Raw genomic sequence first — 18254 nt, forward strand, 5'->3', positions numbered from 1 at the left:
CAGACAACCACTTATGCGACGTCGGATATATGCGGTGGCAATTCAGAACCTCGGACAGATGTCCGCAATTCCGACATAGCCACTGTGTTTATCGATAATTATGATCACAATCTATTGATGATCAATATCTTAGACTTCCATTGGGAGTGTCGGGTTCTCCGACAGTGCTGCAGCGTTTGACATGGATACGATTCCTGCAACAAAAAACAGGGCCGCTAATGCGACCCTGTTCCGGTGATTACTCACCTAACTCTTATTAGCTATTATTTGCGAGCTTTGCGACGGGCAATACCACCAGCGAGCAGACCAGCGCCGAGAAGGAGCAGAGTGGCCGGCTCAGGAATGGCATCATCCGGAACGCCAGAAGCGTCACCCGACATGTTGTCGGTCAACCAGAAGTTACCAGTGTCGTGAATCATGACATAAGCAATGTCATTCATCCCGGATGACACGGTCAGGTAATCGAGCTGATAGACACCTTCCCACTGCGTGTTAGCCGCACCTGAGGCTGCATCGATCAGGTTGTCGTTCACATCATAGGCTTCTACGAAGAAATCTGAAGCTGAGCTGTAGCCGGTCGTGAAGAACGAACCATCCTGATTCAAAAAGTCGATACGACCGGAACCCTGACTGGTGCCGAGGAATGCAAAAACATAGCCTTCCATGTTGTAACGGCCGGTTCCCCATATATCACCCAGATCGTTCGATACATTCCAGTTACCGGTTGTGGCATCACCGTAGATCCAGTCGAATCCGGCAGTGTTCGTGAACTGCAGTCCCGGGATCGTGCTTGCGATAGGCACCTGATCCTGACCCAATCCATCCTCGAAGTCCAGAAGCCATGCATTGGCGGTTCCGCTGATCGCGAAAACCATCAGCAGTGCTACGGCGATTCTCGTGAGCTTTCTCATTTCATCCTCCTGGAAAAGAAAACAACAGTGTTCTAAATTCTCAATTGATTTCATAACTGTTCAACTATTGAGCAATCGCCGTGCCACTATATTGCAAGACAGCTAATGGCATGACAGACAACCACTTATGCGACGTCGGATATATGCGGTGGCAATTCAGAACCTCGGACAGATGTCCGCAATTCCGACATAGCCACTGTGTTTATCGATAATCATAATCACAATCTATTGATGATCAATATCTTAGACTTCCATTGGGAGTGTCGGGTTTTCCGACAGTGCTGCAGCGTTTGACATGGATACGATTCCTGCAACAAAAAACAGGGCCGCTAATGCGACCCTGTTTCGGTGATTACTCACCTAACTCTTATTAGCTATTATTTACGAGCTTTGCGACGGGCAATACCACCGCCGAGCAGACCTGCGCCAAGAAGGAGCAGAGTAGCCGGCTCCGGAAGATCTGATGGATCGCCGCTTGGTTCGCCAATGATGTCGTCAAACGAATTCATGCTGCCGTGATTGTTCGGCAGCGTGTTTGATGTGCTATTGACGGCTGGCGACAAAGAAAGAAAATCGGAACCGCCTTGCTTGGAATAGGGCACGTCGCTGGTGCCATTCTCCTGGCCGTCGAGCAGGTCGAAAGCATCGCCAATGCAGTCACTTGTCGGGATGTCAGGATGCAGCCAGTCATCGTCGGCCGAGCTGATGAACTGAAGCCCCGGAACTCCGGAAGATGCGTTTTCAACATTCCGAGCGAGTCCCATTTCGAAATCGACAATTAGCGCATACGCTGAACTTCCGAATACAAGCGACACCGCGATAATCAGTATAACTGCGAATTTTATCATGATCATTTTCCTCTCCCAAATAGTGAGATTCCTCTATCAATAATGCCAGCAACATATATGCCGAACAAGACTCACTATCAATAACTTATAATACAACAATGAATTACAAAGGATACACCTACTGTGCGCAAAGGGTTGAGAAGCCAACTTATGTATTGATTCCCGACAGCAAAAGACAGCCAATGAGCCCGCCAATGAGTAAGATATTGTCAGACAGCAAGATAGAAACTGAGCTATTCGTCCGAGATTCCGACACTTTCTCAGTTTATGCTGTTGACCCTAAATTCAGTCTGGCGGGTGCCGGGACAAGCTTCTAAGCTGTTAACCGGGATAGGATCAAATCAACAGCCCTGTTCCAGCCCTCCGGACCGGGAGCGCCTGCCAACATCGGTCGGGCAGTCTCCTTGACAGTTTTGTCATATCGGCGGCTCCTGCCCATCACAAGAAACGGAATATCCACAGCCTCAAGCATCTCGATATCATTCTTGCTGTCACCGATGCCGATGAGCGTCAATCGTTTTCCGTGAGCTTTGAGATACGCCTCACGCAGATACCCTACTGCCAGTCCTTTGTTGACTTTCCCGGCGAGGTGGTAGAACCGTCTCCCCCTTATAACGTGCAATCCAGCGTTGGTGAACTCCCTGAGGACTCGTGCGATCTTCGCTTCCCCGACGCCGTTTCCGAATCTGAATGGTTCGCTGTGTTCGCGGCTGGCGGCACGCACGGCCTCAGAGTCAGATGCGAAGCCGCAGAGCTGTCTGATCTCAGCGACGGTCATATCGGAAAATCCGATCATGGTGATGCCCGACTCATCTCTAACTTTTTCGAAGACATATCTCAGCAAATCTCTATTCGTTCCGAATGTCTTCACCAAATAGGCGCCCCTCGGCTGCAGATCATTGGACAAGACTTTGAAATGCTGCCTTGGCAAGACCACAGAAGCGCCATTCTCGCTGACGAAGGGGTCGCTGATTCTCAATATGCGTCGCCAGTGCATGATCTCTTCACAAGTCTTCGACGAACAGCATATCACCGGGACTTTCATTGCTCGGAGCTTACTGAGAGCAGGCTTCGCAGCATCGAACGAATAGCTGTCATAATCGAGAAGGGTGCCGTCAAGGTCAGTTATCACCGCGAGGCTTGACTTATCGAGATTAGAATCAGATATGGTATAAGTCATCCGGTCCTTTTGAGCGATGTCCGAGCGATTTCAGTTTCTTCTGAAGCATCTCCCGGGCAATCTCGCGCCCGCCAAGTCCAAAAGCTATCGCCAGCGCAAGGACCACACCGCCGAGGAGTATTGCAAATGTCGCGATTATGATCCCTCTGCCGACTCCGATGTATTCGGTCGCTATTGCAAAGAAGAAAATCATAATGATGCCCCTCACCAGAAATGCGATCAGGCTCGCGGACTGATATTGCGAATTGACGAGACCGATAAGCGCTGCCCGACCAAGGAAGCGAGAAACGAAGTATCCGAACGCAAAAATAACAACAGCGATGGAGAGTTGCGGCAGGGTCGCTATGACTCCGCTCACCATCTGATTCAGAGCCTCGACATGCAGCACCGACACGGCGAGAAAGAGGTGAAACAAGAGAACCAACCAGTAGACAAGCCGCCCGAGTATGTCCTTGGCAGTCTGATCGTACCAAGCTTTCGACACGAGCGAACTCAGTCCAATACGGTAACAGAGAACATCGAAGTTGGAAATCTTCAGCAAGAACACAACGAGCTTTTTCAGAAGGTAGGCGAGCACCAATCCGATCATCACAACTGCCGCAAAAGCGAGCAACCGAGGAGCCAGTTCAAGCACCGGCTTTGCAGCATTAAGAAGCGGCTCCAGTATCATGGTATCAAATTCCATTTCCTGCACCTCCGATTATGGCCGCGGTCTTCTCCACCGCGACATGAGATAAGGCTTCTGTCTGACGAACTCCACACACAGCTCCTCAATTACCCGCTCCACTTCATCTGGATCGCTGTCCTGGATTTGATTAATGAATCCGGCAGTTCTCCCCAGATACAACGGAGTCAGGGCTCTAACCAGATGGTCGGGGTGCATAACACGATGATGGAAACCGAGGGCGAAATCATAAATGACCTTGACCCACAATTCCGCGGGGAATGAAAACTGACTGATGTCCGATCTTGACATTTCCGAAAGTTGATCGAGACTGCGAGGATCGAGAATCGTCTTCCAGACAGGTCCAAGGCTGTCGACTCCCTGCCGGAATCCCTGCACCAGTCGTTCGAGGTTGACATTGACCGGCTCTACACCGACCTGGAAGCGGAATCCGAACTCAGGAACTCTCTTTGTCTCGGTCCTGTCCCACCAGATATGTTCGTATTTCTCCATGAGATAGAAGAGCGAACCGACAACCTGCACTAACATCGACGACAGGTCACTGCCGGGATCTTTGGGATCGTGGATTTTTGCGCCGAGAAAAACCTGACAAATCTTGCAGCCTGTGGCCAGAGCAGTAGTGGTCATCCAAATATCGATTCCGAAGCGCGCAATATCAGTGTCGAATTCCCCCACTGTCAGGAAATGAGCTGCCAGCGCGCCGGAGAAGCCGAACTCGCCCCCTATCGGCTGCCGGACTCCCGAGCCATAAAGGGCGTTGGTCACTGGATAGACTACACTGTTAGTGATCGTACCATCGTACTTGTGCCGCTGATAACGGGGCGCAACAAAGTCAAAAGATTTGTGAAGTACGGGCGCAACAAGCAATTCAATCCACTCTGGCGTAATGCTCCTCAGATCGGAGTCGACAACGGCTATAGCTTTGGCTTCCAGCATGTTTGCGATCTTGAAAATCGTCCTGAATGCAGAGCCCTTGCCGGGCACACCACGGTAGGGAGTGCTGATCTTGTGAATTGTGTAGATGGGATGCTCAACCATGATCGTTTCGAGATCGTCGATTGCCGCATCCATCACAATCCTTGGAGTGCCGTCTGTCGAACCTCCGTCTGAATTGACAACCACGGTCGTGTAGTCCGGGAAATACTTAATGATCCCGGCAGAAATGGCATTGACGACGTGGTGAATCGTATCGGAGTTGTTGTAGCTCGGGATGCCGATGATAATGTCGGCTTTCTTGATACTGTCGACCTGCTTCTTGAGCTGTCGCCCTATTAATTTGACTTTTCGAGACAATTGACCACCGCTATTTGTTATCGAGTTCGACGGCTTCATTCAACTGCTCAAGGATGTCAGGGATTGCCGAAGTGACTCGGTTCCAGTTTGGAATAACCTGCGAGCTACGCGGATTCTGCCAGAATTCCTTCGCCGCGATCTCGATCCCTCTGGCAAAGGTCTCGACTGCGCCCGATTCCGCATGTCGGTCGAAATACAGATGATTGATAGAAGCATCATCCTCGTACTGTTTTACGATATTCTGCGCCATCTGCAGATAAGTGACCTCGAATGTATGCATGAAAGCCTCAGAGAGAATCACTCCCTCCTGAGCGACGGTACGAAAGACCGATTTCGTAATATCTATACACATCTTGAGCAGGCCGCGTGTCGGATCATCTGATAACAACTCCTGATGCTTGTGCTCATAAACTTCAGCTAAGTCGACCTGGCAAATTCTGCTCTGGGCACAGTTCCGATACACTTCGGAGAGCATGCCCACCTCAAGCCCCCAGTCGCTCGGTATGCGATTGATGCGTGAGAGATGGATGTCGAGCGAGAATTCGCCTGCAAGCGGGTATCGAAAGCTGTTCAGGTAGTCGAGCAATGGAAGATGCCCGAGAATCCTGATGATTGATCTAATCATCGGGATGAAGAACAGGCGCGTCACTCTGCCATGCAGTCGATCAGTAACGCGGCTGTAATAGCCTTTGCAGAACTCATATCCGAGGTTGGGATTGCCGAGTGGATAGCAAAGCCTTGCGAGCAACCCGCGGTCATATGTCAGGATGTCGCAGTCATGTAGCGCGATAGCCTCTGAATGATCCTGCGCGATGAGATATCCAAGCGCTATCCAGACCGACCGACCTTTGCCATCTTCACCAAGCGAGAGCTGTTCCCTCTCGAGATGATCGTACAATTTCCCGATCCGCTCACCGCTTGACCAGACGATCTTGACCGGATACGGCAAGCCAGACAAGTGTCTTTTCGCCTCCCTGAATTGCATAGCGCTTGTTTTGTTCATAACCAGCACGATCTCGCGGAGATAGTCGACGCCTTCAAGTTCTTTTAGAATCCTGGGGAGCGCCGGTCGTTCGAATTCTTCATATATGGCTGGCAGAATTAGCGAAAGAGGTCGCGATTTGGAAAATCCGCGAAGTTCTTCTTCGAGGGCGGAGACATCTTCTCTGCCGATCTTATGCAGTGTGGAGATTGTTCCGGTCTGATAGAAATCGCTCATCGAGAAGACTCCCCGGTAATTGGACTGTTCCCGGTGCAGCTTGATAAGCTATCGCATTCAACCTTCCATGGTCGAACACCAGCATCGCGCGATCAAGGATACATGTCTTTTACAAATATAACAAATACGGCAGCGATTCGTTCCAATCGTAATCGCGCCATCTTCTGCCCAAGAAGTCTGTTCCGCAGATGATGCCGTGACCTATGCTAATCAGGCAAGACTCGTTTTCTTGTTCAGAACATCGATCTGCAATAATTCACCTGTATTCGAATCAACTCACGATTAGCGAAGATATGTGTTCGAGCTTTCCGGCCGATTTCAACAGGAAGACAAGATTGTCTCCGAACTCAAAATCAGACCTGTCTTGCATTGCACGGATGCCGATCCTGTCCCGACACACTCTAAAGCAATCGAAATCATTGAGACCGAGAATCAAGTCGATACAATCCTGAAATGCGTACCCGAACGCGGCTGAACGTTCATCGTTCGCCTCGATGAGAATCGATTTGATGACGCCCGATCTCAGCGATTCGGCGCATCCCCTTAGCAGCGCCAATTCGGCGCCTTCGACATCGACCTTGAGGAAGTCTACGGCACTGAGCCCGTTATCATTGATGAGATCGTCAAGGCGGATCAACTCAATCTTATGCGCAACACGACACTGATCACTGATCGGACGCTGGCTGCTTAGCCCGGGATCAAGCTCAGGAAACTCAAAGACTTCGTCAAATCCGTCACGATCTCCGCAAAGTCGATTATAACATGTCACGTTCGATTGACAGCTGTTGAGTTCGACCGACTTGCAGAGCACCTCGAAATTGCCCGGCACCGGTTCAATCGCAAAGACTCTCCCCTGTTCTCCCGTGAGTTGCGAGAGAAGCGTCGTGAACCATCCGACATTCGCGCCAGCGTCGATCGCAGTCTCTCCATCCTTTACATGACAGCGTATCAGCGCGGTCTCGTACGGATCGCTTTCACCGTAGAAGAAGACCCAACGGTTGTGTTTTGTTAGGGAATTGAACTCGAACACGCGGCCGTCGATTGATTTCGTAAGGCAGGAATAGCCCTGCATTCCCCGATGCCACAGCAGATTGACAATCCTGCTCTTGCCTTTATCGATTGGGAAGTGTCTTGTGTAGAGAGACACCAGTTTGAAAATCACAGTTGAAATCAGCTGCCTCATGAGATTGCCACGCTCCTTTCGGTCGCCCGCAATGACGTCGATTTCTAACGGTCACTCGATGCACCGCACCAACTACTTTTTCAACAACCCCATCTGAACTAATAGTAACTTACCGCGTGTGTCACATCAACCAAAACAATCGAATGAGTCGCGATTTGCAGAATCCGCGAAGTTCTTCTTCGAGGGCGGCGACGCCTTCTTTACCGATCTTATGCAGCGTCGAGATTGTCTCGGTTTGATAGGAATCGCTCCACTATGTTCTCCCTGATGTTTGGATCGAGTACAGAACACGCCTGCGCTCTGACGATGTCTATTTTACGAGGCTGAAATCAATAATCGAGTGGTTGCGAATACTTCTGTCTAAATAGACTAACGCATCAGAGCGGAATTCGTTCCAGGCTCGCTGCAAGTGACTCCGAATCGTCGTCATCGAGAGGAGCGAAGCAACGTGGCGATCTCCCGCGCGCGCTGTCAGGAATCCTTTCCTGACAGATGAATAATCCGGGCAGAAAGGGATTTCTGCCCGCGCACGAAAGCGGAGTGGCTCTGTCGATTGACTGGATGCCGTTTCTCGGGCTTGTGGAGAAACCCTGAATGTGAATACAAACAAGAAACGGCCTGCTCGGGAGAGGAGCAGGCCGTTCATCTATAAGATACGCACGCAACGGGGAGAGTTATTATTCAGGACAATTCTGCGCCCAGCGGCCGCTGAAGAACCCATGTCCTCTTTCAGGGATACCGCCGGTGTCGCCACCATATCTACTACCATCATCTTCATTACTGTTGCCGGTGCCGTTACCGTCATCAAGTGTGTTCGGGACAGCGGTCCACTGACCACCGAGTACTCCCTGCACAACTCCGCCTCTGTCGGCCCAGACTCCCAGGTACCAGCCCCCGACAGGATCGGCAGCATCGGTAGCATCGCCGACACCCCAGGTTCCGCGAATCAGTCCTCTGAATTGACCGAGGTCGCTGATCCACTTGCCGAAGAAGACCTTGCCATTGGAGCTGTTGACTCCCCAGTGACCACGGATGTGTCCGAGGAAACGGCCGTCGGATGACATCCAGCGTCCATAGATCACGCCATTCTGCGGACCTTTCTTGACCCAGCGACCTTCCATACTTCCGAATTGACATTCGAGTCTCGGTGCATAGAAGGCATCGAATGATACTTTATTCCCGATGTCATCCACTTCAACTATCTCGGAGAGTGATTCAAGCTCGGCCATAGTGAATGTTCTCGTGTACGGCCCTGTCGCGAATGTGACCGTGTTTTCGACTTCGGTCAACGAACTCGGGACATCATACAGCAGCACGAATATGCCATCAAAGTGTCGAAGAGTATATGATTGCCATTCGACCTTCTTGCGGTCGGTGCGCGGCCGGATAATTTCATCGCCACGCTCAAACCTGATCATCGAGACCATTCTTATGCCGCCACGATCTATCGTCAGCGATCCGGACCAATCGGTAGCCTGCGTCACAGTGGAATCAAATTCGAGCATGCCCCAGAGTATCCTCAAACCGAAAACCCGGACATGGTCAATGTTGCCAATACTGTCAAAAATCGGTCCGAGCTCTGTATCCGGCGTCGGGACTTCATCCTGTTCGGTCATCTCGCCCAGAATCACCTCATCGCCAAAACCGGGAGCTTCATCGGAAGCATCATATCCGCCGAATTCATCCTCGTAGTTCAGCCCATCGTCAGTGGGAACGACTCCAGTCGTCTTTTTCGAGCAACCTGAGATGACAAGAACCCCGGCGAGAGCCAGCATCGAGAGCAAAATCAGTGTCCTCTTCATTTCAAATTACCTCCTGCATTTATGAACCCTTCACACTCAGCCAATGTCGATTTCAGTGAGGGATAAAGCGATCTGCGTGCCAAAACTTCAGCACATTTTGTAATCCTCTGTGCCACAACGCTATAGTCAAAATCCGGAATCCGCGAGATGAGTAATTGAACCGTTGAATGTACCGTCAGGTACACTTCAGGAACGAGCAGACATACCGAACTGTACATATAGGTACAGTTCTTGTTGCGGCGGCCTCTTGTCCGGAGTAAATTGCGTCTGTTATGAGATTGGCAGTTGGACGGAAATTTTCTATTGCAGTGACCATTTTTGCTGCACTCATATTGATAATCTTCAATATCAGCCTCTGGTACCAGTATACCCAATTGAAGAACTTCCTGGAGACGCGGATTTCTGAGGAGATCGAGTCTCTGGCGAAATCGACTGCGAACCGGCTCGATCCGTACATCCTGAAAGACATCATCTCAGGTGAGTATCTACTTGAAGATTACAGCGACTTGGTCAATCAATTGAATGAGGTCAGCGATGCCGGCAGTCTTCTGAGCCTGGATGTTTTCGACATCAACGGTCGCAACCTGCTCGAACAGCCGGAATCCGGCCATGAAGAAGAGATACTGAACCTGACCGAATTCACGTCGGCGCAGGCCGGAATCACGGGCACTACTCCCCTGTTCAGATCGGACAGCCTCTATTTGCTGACCGCTTTCGTTCCGGTATTCGATCTCAACGATTCGGTGGTCGCTATACTGAGAGCCGAGGCAGGTTACGCCGTTTTTCAGACAATCGATGATTTCAAGAGAAATATCATAGTTGTCAGCATGGGCAGCGTGATCTTCATGATTCTGATTCTCATATTTTTCGTGATGGTCAATCGGCGGCTGATTTCGGCACAACATGCGCTGCTGCGTGCATCCGCAATATCATCAATGGGAGAAATGGCGGCGACTATCGCGCACGAAATCAGGAATCCACTCGGCATCATCAAGAATAGCGCCGAGAGAATCAAACGGAAACATGGTGCGGAGAGTGACGATCCAGTTTTCGAATTCATATCGGATGAAGTCGACAGACTAAATGCAGTAGTGGCAGGATATCTCGATTTCGCTCACCCGGTGAAGAACAAACAGGAAGAATTCTGTATTAGAGAGATGATAGAAACATTGGTTGAACAAACCAGAACAGATTTCCAGGAATCGCATGTCGGAATAACGGCTGTATATGGTTCAGACGAGGGTGACTTCAGAATAGTGGCAGATCGGTTCAGCATCAGGCAAGCGTTGCTCAATCTAATGCTGAATGCCAGAGATGCTCAGCCAAATGGCGGGCAACTCGATATAGAGGTCACCGGCACCGGGAAATCCGGCACGCGCGAGATTCAGATTGTGATGGCCGATCAGGGTGCCGGCATCTCAGCCGGTGTCATTGATCGAGTCTTTGATCCGTTCTTCACCACCCGCGAGAAAGGATCCGGACTTGGATTGTACGTTGTGAAAAGCGTGATCGAGGCTCACAGCGGAACGATCTCTATCAAGCCGGGAGATAATGGCGGAGCAGTCGTGACGGTCATTCTGCCTGCGAAGGGATAGTACATGGCACAGATACTTGTTGTAGATGATGAAAAGAAGATGGGATTTCTGGTTGGCGGCGCGCTTGAGGATGCCGGTCACAACCTGACAATATGCACCTCCGGTAACGAAGCTTTGGAGCAGATCCAGCAGAAGTCCTTCGACATAGTCGTAACCGATCTGAAGATGGAACCGCCCGATGGAATGGAAATCCTTCGCGCAGCAAAAGAAGCCAGCGTCGAGTGCGAAGTCATCATGATGACCGCGTTTGCCTCTGCGCAAACCGCTGTCGAGGCGATGAAGGCGGGCGCGTACGATTACCTGATCAAACCATTCTCGCTCGACGAACTCGTGCTGTTGGTTCAGAGAATCCTTTCTGAGAAGAAGAAAGATGCAAGGCGCGAACAGCTCGAATGCGATCTCGAGTCGTTCAACTACGACGAATTCATCGGCAACAGTCCACCGGTACGCGAGCTTCTCTCAATGGTGGAAAAGGTCGCCGCAACCGAAGCGAATGTGCTTATTCTCGGAAAATCCGGAACCGGCAAAGAGTTGATAGCGAACATGGTTCACAAGAGATCGAGTCGATCCGCCGGGCCATTTGTGGCTGTCAATTGTGCGGCTTTGACGGAGACGCTCCTTGAATCGGAGCTTTTCGGACATGAGCGCGGCGCATTCACCGGCGCGATCAGGCGCAAACTCGGAAGATTCGAACTTGCCGAGAATGGAACTCTTTTTCTCGATGAAGTCGGTGAAATTAAGCCTTCAGTGCAAGTAAAACTCCTTAGAGCATTGGAGCAGCGCAAAATCGTTCGAGTCGGAGGCACCGATGAAATCGCCATCAATGTCCGTGTAATCTCCGCCACGAATCGTGATATCGAGAACGACATGGAAACCGGGCAGTTTCGAGAAGACTTGTTTTACAGACTCAATGTATTTCCGGTTCAGATGCCGACTCTTGCGGAACGTGCAGATGACATTCCGATTCTGGCGGAGTACTTCAGCCGTAAGCTCAACCGTCGACATAGCAAACTGACTCCCGATGTTCTAAATCACCTGGTTGCATATCATTGGCCGGGAAATGTCCGCGAATTGAAAAACGTCCTTGAAAGAGCCATGATCCTGGCTGCAGGAGATGAACTGAGTCCGGAGCACCTTGCGTTGAAAGTCAAGCCGAGGCAGGAAGTCAGGATCACAGGCAATGACAATTCGGGACTGGCTCTCGATGATCTTGAGAAACAGGCAGTTCTCGATGCTCTCAAGAAGGCTGCCGGCAACAGGACAAAGGCAGCGAAGCTGCTCAATATCACTCGAAGAATGCTCTATTCAAGGCTGAAGAAATATGGCATCGAATAGTGTACCTGCAGGTACATATGATGTACTTGTCGGTTCAAGAACACTCTCAAGCACTACTGTCAGCGCAGTTGTTGAGGATGTTCTTTGGTGCAAGGTGATGATAATGAGAGGCTTAGATTGTTTGCGGGCATCCCGGTTTTATGGCATGGAGCTTGCATAACAGCACCGGTAGAGCTATATATACCGGAGGATTCGCAATGCTGATTGATATAGAAAGACATACTCGCCGGATGATTGGACTTCTCGGCATAGCCACCTTGTTCGGCATCCTCTTTGTTCCGATATCCTCGGCACAGGTAAGCAGCAACGCAGAACGCGAGTTAGAGATAACCGAGCGCCTTATCGATCGAGCTGCCGACGCTGTCAGAGAAGCTGGATCGGTCATAGGATACCAACATCTGGAAAGAGCGGTGGAACTTCAGCGCGGTGCACGGGACGCCTATAGAGAAGGGACTCACCGTAGAGCGAGCACGCTGACTCTGATGGCACGCGAACAGGCTAAGAAAGCCATCGGCGCCATCCAGATGTCGGACGAGAATTCCAGCCTCGTGAGTCGCGAAATCGAACGGACCGACGATGTGTTGAAAAAGGCTCATGATCAGGTACGTGAATCAAATGACCAGAATGCGGTGTCGCTCCTGGAGCGCGCCTCCAAGACACAAACCGACGGCAAGGAGTTCTTCAGAGGTAACAGGCTCAAGATTGCCCTCAAAGCAACTCTTAAGGCACGAGACACAGCCAAGAAGGCTATTGAAATTGCAGGGCGGCAGCCGAATCAGACAAACAGGCTCAGGCGGGAAATCGACCGCACCGACGATCTCATTGCCAAGGCGTTAGAACGCGCAACTCAGCTCGAAAGCAATGGGCAGGTTCATATGCTGCTCGAAAATGCCAGGGCATCACAGTTGATCGCTAGAGAGCGTTTCGAGTCTGGCGACCATCAGAGTGCTTTGAATCAGACGACTAGAGCGCGCGATGTGGCGAAGCAGGCTCTCGCGAAAATGGAAACAGATGTGCAGCCGGAACGAATCGAGAAGCTGCTGCAACAGAATGATCGACTGATCGAGAACCTGAGGGATCGCCTGCATGATAGTCCGAACGCAAATGCCAGTGAGCTCATAGATGTCGCTGTCGGGCATCAGAGCAGAGCGAAAGAGGCGCTATCGAGCGGCAAGCATAATGTATCAATTGTCGAGGCAAAGGCGGCTCGAGACCTCGCCGAGAGAGCACGCGACATGATGGAGAAATAAACTCCTCGCACAAACGGAATTGTAACCTCACCGAAGATGGCTGTAAGGGCGCCGATTATATTGTGAGATATCTCCTGTTACTGAGTAGTGCGATAATACTCGCAGCTTCCGGTTCCTGCCTAATGGCGGAAACGCCCAATGAAAACGTCACGCTGTCGCTGGGGCTGGGATACGATCAGATAACACAAGGATACTACCTCTCTGTCACTGACACGTTGGCGCTCGACGAGGATTCGATCACAACTCTCCGACAGACATCCGATGCTATCAATGCCTTCCGCCTGAAATCGTCGGTCAACTGGATGAAGCAGGTCAGTTCAAATGGAAATATCGAGCTCAATAACTTCTCTTATGTCTCAGATGAAGACTTTCGGAACAGTCTCGATCTGAGACTTCGCATCCGATCAGTGACACTGGAAAACCAGCTCGACATCAGGTCTGTGTGGAAAGAGATGGGTATAAGCAGGACTGGCTACGTTACCAATTCGATAACCGGCAGAGTCAGACCGGAATTGGCATCGGGAATGTTCTTCGTTGCGAAGAACTCGTTCGAATTGGTCAGATATGACGGCTCAGACGACTTCAGTTTCGACTACAACTACAACAAGCTCTCGATCGGTCTCGAAAAGGAGTTCGGCTGGACAGACCTGATAGCATTCACATACAGGAATGACCGGAGGATCGTGGGCGATTCGGCGCGCCTCAACTACTCAAGACATCGAGCACTTCTTGAATTCGCCTGGTCGCCAAGTCTTGAATTGTCTATGGAGGTTAGGAATGAACTAATGCGAATCTTGTCCAACAAAGAGGACAATGTTGATGATGCGTGGGAGGAGTTTCTCGAAACCGAGCTGACCGTGTTACCGTCCGATCGTTGGCGAATCGGAGTGAAGAATCAATTCGAATACTCCGTATTCGATTCTCAAGACGTCGTGAATTTCGACTATATTTACAACACGGCAGAACTGAAAACCGGGTACTTTCCGGCAATTGCTCTCGAACTGTTCATCAAGCCTTCAGCGGCCATCTTCTGGTCACGTTACGAGGAGTTTCAGGATCAGGATTACGAACAGGTCGCAGCGGAGTATGGTCTTGATCTGTCTCTCGGCGATCGGCTGTGGGTGAATGCATCGCACAAGATCGGCAAGCGAGACTACACCAGCGACACCAATGAATTCTACAGTGACTATATCCTCAATCAGTTCAACCTGCTCGGTGATCTCAGAATCTATGGCAGCCTCAACCTCAATGCAATCGTCTCCGTGGATTGGGAGAATCATGATCCTCGTGAAGATGACAACAGGCTGTCACTCGTCAGCATAGGGCTTGACTACCGATTCTAACACACGCCGCATTTCGTCAAGCATACTCACGACAAAAAGCCCTTGCCTCCAAGAAAGAATTAGTTAGCTTACCTGATATTCACATGCGTGAAGGAGCCTTCTTGAACATAGAGACCGCACTATCATTGGGAATCAGTCTGTTGCCGACTGATACCAGCTCCGTCACCTGCAGACCGATATCTTTCGTATCTCAGGCGTGTCGACTCATAATGGTGAACACCGCCGACAGATGCCTGCTGGATTAAAGGGAGAAATTACATGCCTGACAAGACACTACTGAATCGCTTCATGACGGCCCTGATTCTGCTCGCATCACTATCGGTGTGTAGTGTGCATGCAGCTCAAATTCATCCTGCATTGCAAGCGAAAATGTCAAGTGCTCCGGAAAAGTCTTACAGCGCATATCTGGTGATGGCCGATAGGGCAAGCGAGCCGCAACTCTCGAAATCTCTCTCCCTCGACTCGTACACTCGCCAGGCCGGACACGCCATCGCAATGAAGCATCTGAAAGAGAAAGCGCACAGATCGCAGAAGGATATCCTCGAGTATCTGGAACTCCAGTTGCTCATTGGAAGTGTGACATCTTACAAGGGACACTGGATCGGCGATATCATCAGCATCACCGCCACCGGTGACCAGCTTTTTGAGCTTGCCAATCGAGATGACATAGAATCTATATACGAAGCCACCACTGCCATGCTGATAGAGCCTGTCGGATCCTCACCGGCAGCACCGACCGACACGGTTGAGAGCGCGCTGAGAGTAATCGGCGCCGATTCCATGTGGGCACTCGGATATACCGGACTGGGAAGGCTCGTGTGCAGTTTTGATACGGGCGTTGAGGGAACACATCCTGCACTTGTGAACACGTGGAGAGGAAACAACGGCTATAGTTGGCAGGAGAGTTGGTTCAACCCACTTGATGGCGATTCATTTCCACACGTCATACCATCATCAAGCAACCCAGGGCATGGTACACACACTCTCGGTATTATGGTCGGGCACGATGACGCCACCGGCGATACAGTCGGTGTGGCGCCGGAAGCTCAGTGGATCGCCGCTGCGGTTATTGACATAGACGGCACCGATGTGCTCGATGCTTTCGAATGGGCCGCCGATCCAGATGGCAATCCGAACACAATTACAGATGTGCCGGATGTTGTGTCTAATTCGTGGGGTTACCCGCAGAGCTGGATAAACTGCGACGATATTTTCTGGGATGCTGTCGACAATCTCGAAGCACTTGGAGTAGTGATGCTCTTCTCGGCTGGTAATGAAGGGAGCGGGGCTCAGACTATTCGAAATCCTGCCAACCGTGCAACAACCGACTACAATTCATTTGCTATCGGAATGATTGATCCGGCCAATCCGAGCTTCCCGGTGTACAGCAAGTCATCGAGAGGACCATCCGATTGCGATGGGATATCACTCAAGCCACAAGTCGTAGCTCCCGGCGTGAACATTCGATCGACCTGGCCCGGTGCCTCATACGCTGACAATACGGGGACATCGATGGCCTGCCCGCATGTCGCCGGAGCTGTTGCTCTTCTGAGGCAATACAATCCGAACGCGCCGGTCGATTCTATAAAGAAAGCGTTAATGGAATCCGCGATCGATGTCGATGCTTCGGGACTCGACAACAACTCCGGATGGGGATTGATCGATATCCCCTCAGCGCTCGAACTTCTGATTCCGAATAATGCCCCAAGTTTGTATATATCGACGATCAACGAACCATCGCCCAACCCGGGGGATACATTCGATGTGATTTTGGCTTTGGGTAACTCCGGTCTCGGACTGACCGGTGTCGAAGCCGTACTCAGAACCAATGAGGCCAGCGCTGAAGTCGTAGATTCATCCTTCGTGTTCGGGAATATTCCAATGGACAGCGAAGCCGATAACACCGCACAGCCATACAGCATCGCGTTCGATGACACACTCACAATCGGCACTGATTTGGCATTCACATTGCATGTCATCGGCTCAGGAAACTACTCAAAAGATATCCCTATGATATTCACGGCCGGGCAATTGCCGGCGCCCGGAACTCGCTCCACGTTCGTGCACGATGCCGGAAGTGTCTCTTTCGGTGTATCGAATTTCGGGCAGTACGGTTTCGCACTGAATAGCATTTTCAGTCTCAGCCTTCCAGGGTTCCTTTGGCCGAACGATGGTTCAGGATCGAACAATCTCTATGAGATGGGACTTGTCGTAGGCACAGATGCCGACCATGTGTCGGATGCTGTCCGAGGCGTTTTGTTGAATGTCGCCGACTATGATTTCGCTGTTGAACCAGATGGAGACGTAGTATTCATGGAACCGGGATCGAAGGCCGCTCAGGAAAGTTACTGCAGGTTCAACGATTCGCGGGCCGGAGCACCGATCGGCGTGACCGTCTCTCAACATTCATTTGCATTTGCGGATTCACCGGATGATGACTACGTCATGATCGTCTATCGTGTATTCAATACATCGGGCAGCCTTATCGAAGGCCTGCGCATCGGCATTCTCACCGATTGGGATTGGCCTTTTGGCGGCGCCTCTGCCGGCTCACGGGACAGAGTCGGGTTTTCAGCATCGAGCAACACAGGCTACATGTACACTTCCGACAGCATTGCAGATCCGGATTATCGCGGAATCGCCATTCTCAATGATTTTGGCGCGAGTGCATTCAGAGCAATCAATAATGACACCTACTTGTGGGATGGAAACGGCTTCACTAATTCAGAGAAGTGGACATTCCTTTCCGGTGGCATCGTTTCGACATCGACATATCTCCATCCGGATCATTCATGCATGATCGGAGCGGGCCCGTTCGACATTTCGGCGGGTGACAGTGTGGAGGTCGCTTTTGCGCTTATCGGGGCGAGTTCCACAAACAGTCTTACCGCAACCGCTGTGCAGGCAAAACTGGTATATGACACACTCGTAACCGATGCGGAGAGTCCATCCGACAACCCGATTCTGCCGAGCGGGTTCACGCTGTATCAAAATTTCCCAAATCCATTCAATCCTGTCACTTCGATTGAGTTCTATCTCGATCGTCAACAGGATGTGAAACTGACAGTGTTCAATCTGCTGGGACAGCGGGTCACAACCTTGGCCGATGGGAAACTTGGTGCAGGAATGCACAGATTCGAGTGGGGCGCGAGTGAGTACGCATCAGGCTTGTATTTCTATCGCCTGGAAACAGAGACATCCAGCAAAATCAAGAAGATGGTGCTGCTGAAGTAGGCAGACTCAACTTCTGTCGTTCTCGCGCAGGGGTGAATCCATTCAACGTCGGCGCTCTTATTAGATTACACGCGCTGTCAGGATTCCCATCCTGACAGCTATCCACAGCAGCGAGCGGGCAATCCGGTCAGGAAAGGATTCCTGACCGCGCACAGGAGATCGCCACGTCGCTCCGCTCCTCGCGATGACGCTGCTTCACAGCATCGGGACTTTCTCAACAAGCCCGAAAGGGTGAATCCATTCAACGTCGGCTCTCTCAATAGATACACGCGCTGTCAGGATTCCCATCCTGACAGCTATGCACAGCAGCGAGCAGGCAATCCGGTCAGGAAAGGATTCCTGACCGCGCATGGGAGATCGCCGCGTCGCTTCGCTA

At 51.1% G+C, this 18254-nt stretch carries 14 protein-coding genes; 5 read left to right on the forward strand and 9 right to left on the reverse strand.

What is annotated here, in order from left to right:
* Positions 1-263: 263 nt before the first annotated feature.
* From KKH67_11360 to KKH67_11395, 8 genes are all read right to left on the reverse strand, one after another.
* Entirely contained in the window at positions 264-911 is a 648-nt protein-coding gene (locus KKH67_11360; GenBank protein MBU1319777.1) for a PEP-CTERM sorting domain-containing protein, read from the reverse strand.
* A gap of 377 nt (positions 912-1288) precedes the next feature.
* Positions 1289-1765, reverse strand: a complete 477-nt coding sequence (locus KKH67_11365) for a PEP-CTERM sorting domain-containing protein (protein ID MBU1319778.1) — start codon at positions 1763-1765, stop codon at positions 1289-1291.
* Between the two features lie 307 nt (positions 1766-2072).
* Positions 2073-2939, reverse strand: coding sequence for an HAD-IIB family hydrolase (locus KKH67_11370; GenBank protein MBU1319779.1), 867 nt, complete (start codon positions 2937-2939; stop codon positions 2073-2075).
* Positions 2920-3624 (reverse strand): hypothetical protein, encoded by a 705-nt coding sequence (locus tag KKH67_11375; protein MBU1319780.1) that lies wholly within the window; start codon positions 3622-3624, stop codon positions 2920-2922. The genes KKH67_11370 and KKH67_11375 overlap by 20 nt, the downstream gene beginning before the upstream one ends.
* 15 nt (positions 3625-3639) lie before the next feature.
* Positions 3640-4956: a glycosyltransferase gene (locus KKH67_11380; protein MBU1319781.1), complete on the reverse strand. Its 1317-nt coding sequence runs from the start codon at positions 4954-4956 to the stop codon at positions 3640-3642.
* Entirely contained in the window at positions 4928-6136 is a 1209-nt protein-coding gene (locus KKH67_11385; GenBank protein ID MBU1319782.1) for a glycosyl transferase, read from the reverse strand. The genes KKH67_11380 and KKH67_11385 overlap by 29 nt, the downstream gene beginning before the upstream one ends.
* Before the next feature lie 271 nt (positions 6137-6407).
* On the reverse strand, positions 6408-7319 hold the full coding sequence (locus tag KKH67_11390; protein MBU1319783.1) for an FkbM family methyltransferase: 912 nt from the start codon (positions 7317-7319) through the stop codon (positions 6408-6410).
* Positions 7320-7996: 677 nt separating this feature from the next.
* Positions 7997-9121 (reverse strand): hypothetical protein, encoded by a 1125-nt coding sequence (locus tag KKH67_11395; protein MBU1319784.1) that lies wholly within the window; start codon positions 9119-9121, stop codon positions 7997-7999.
* A gap of 272 nt (positions 9122-9393) precedes the next feature.
* On the opposite strand from KKH67_11395, the gene KKH67_11400 reads away from it, so the two are divergent.
* From KKH67_11400 to KKH67_11420, 5 genes are all read left to right on the forward strand, one after another.
* A complete protein-coding gene (locus KKH67_11400) occupies positions 9394-10716 on the forward strand; it encodes a hypothetical protein (GenBank protein ID MBU1319785.1) in 1323 nt (440 codons plus the stop codon).
* 3 nt (positions 10717-10719) lie between these two features.
* Positions 10720-12051: a sigma-54 dependent transcriptional regulator gene (locus KKH67_11405; GenBank protein ID MBU1319786.1), complete on the forward strand. Its 1332-nt coding sequence runs from the start codon at positions 10720-10722 to the stop codon at positions 12049-12051.
* A 197-nt stretch (positions 12052-12248) separates the two neighbouring features.
* Positions 12249-13301: a hypothetical protein gene (locus KKH67_11410; protein ID MBU1319787.1), complete on the forward strand. Its 1053-nt coding sequence runs from the start codon at positions 12249-12251 to the stop codon at positions 13299-13301.
* A gap of 62 nt (positions 13302-13363) precedes the next feature.
* Entirely contained in the window at positions 13364-14644 is a 1281-nt protein-coding gene (locus KKH67_11415; protein ID MBU1319788.1) for a hypothetical protein, read from the forward strand.
* A gap of 258 nt (positions 14645-14902) precedes the next feature.
* Complete coding sequence (locus tag KKH67_11420) at positions 14903-17878, forward strand: S8 family peptidase (protein ID MBU1319789.1); 2976 nt, start codon at positions 14903-14905, stop codon at positions 17876-17878.
* A 195-nt stretch (positions 17879-18073) separates the two neighbouring features.
* Here KKH67_11420 and KKH67_11425 read toward each other — a convergent pair.
* Positions 18074-18254, reverse strand: a 181-nt coding sequence (locus KKH67_11425; protein MBU1319790.1) for a hypothetical protein, incomplete at its 5' end; no start/stop codon positions are given.

The organism is Candidatus Zixiibacteriota bacterium, assembly GCA_018820315.1.
Classification (GTDB): Bacteria; Zixibacteria; MSB-5A5; order JAABVY01; family JAHJOQ01; genus JAHJOQ01.

What these genes read in the sequence shown, in the direction of transcription:
- KKH67_11370 (MBU1319779.1), bottom strand. Translation starts at nt 2,939, where the DNA reads ATGACTTATACCATATCTGATTCTAATCTCGATAAGTCAAGCCTCGCG.
- KKH67_11385 (MBU1319782.1), bottom strand. Translation starts at nt 6,136, where the DNA reads ATGAGCGATTTCTATCAGACCGGAACAATCTCCACACTGCATAAGATC.
- KKH67_11375 (MBU1319780.1), bottom strand. Translation starts at nt 3,624, where the DNA reads ATGGAATTTGATACCATGATACTGGAGCCGCTTCTTAATGCTGCAAAG.
- KKH67_11360 (MBU1319777.1), bottom strand. Translation starts at nt 911, where the DNA reads ATGAGAAAGCTCACGAGAATCGCCGTAGCACTGCTGATGGTTTTCGCG.
- KKH67_11420 (MBU1319789.1), top strand. Translation starts at nt 14,903, where the DNA reads ATGCCTGACAAGACACTACTGAATCGCTTCATGACGGCCCTGATTCTG.
- KKH67_11400 (MBU1319785.1), top strand. Translation starts at nt 9,394, where the DNA reads ATGAGATTGGCAGTTGGACGGAAATTTTCTATTGCAGTGACCATTTTT.
- KKH67_11365 (MBU1319778.1), bottom strand. Translation starts at nt 1,765, where the DNA reads ATGATCATGATAAAATTCGCAGTTATACTGATTATCGCGGTGTCGCTT.
- KKH67_11395 (MBU1319784.1), bottom strand. Translation starts at nt 9,121, where the DNA reads ATGAAGAGGACACTGATTTTGCTCTCGATGCTGGCTCTCGCCGGGGTT.
- KKH67_11405 (MBU1319786.1), top strand. Translation starts at nt 10,720, where the DNA reads ATGGCACAGATACTTGTTGTAGATGATGAAAAGAAGATGGGATTTCTG.
- KKH67_11380 (MBU1319781.1), bottom strand. Translation starts at nt 4,956, where the DNA reads ATGAAGCCGTCGAACTCGATAACAAATAGCGGTGGTCAATTGTCTCGA.
- KKH67_11410 (MBU1319787.1), top strand. Translation starts at nt 12,249, where the DNA reads ATGCTGATTGATATAGAAAGACATACTCGCCGGATGATTGGACTTCTC.
- KKH67_11390 (MBU1319783.1), bottom strand. Translation starts at nt 7,319, where the DNA reads ATGAGGCAGCTGATTTCAACTGTGATTTTCAAACTGGTGTCTCTCTAC.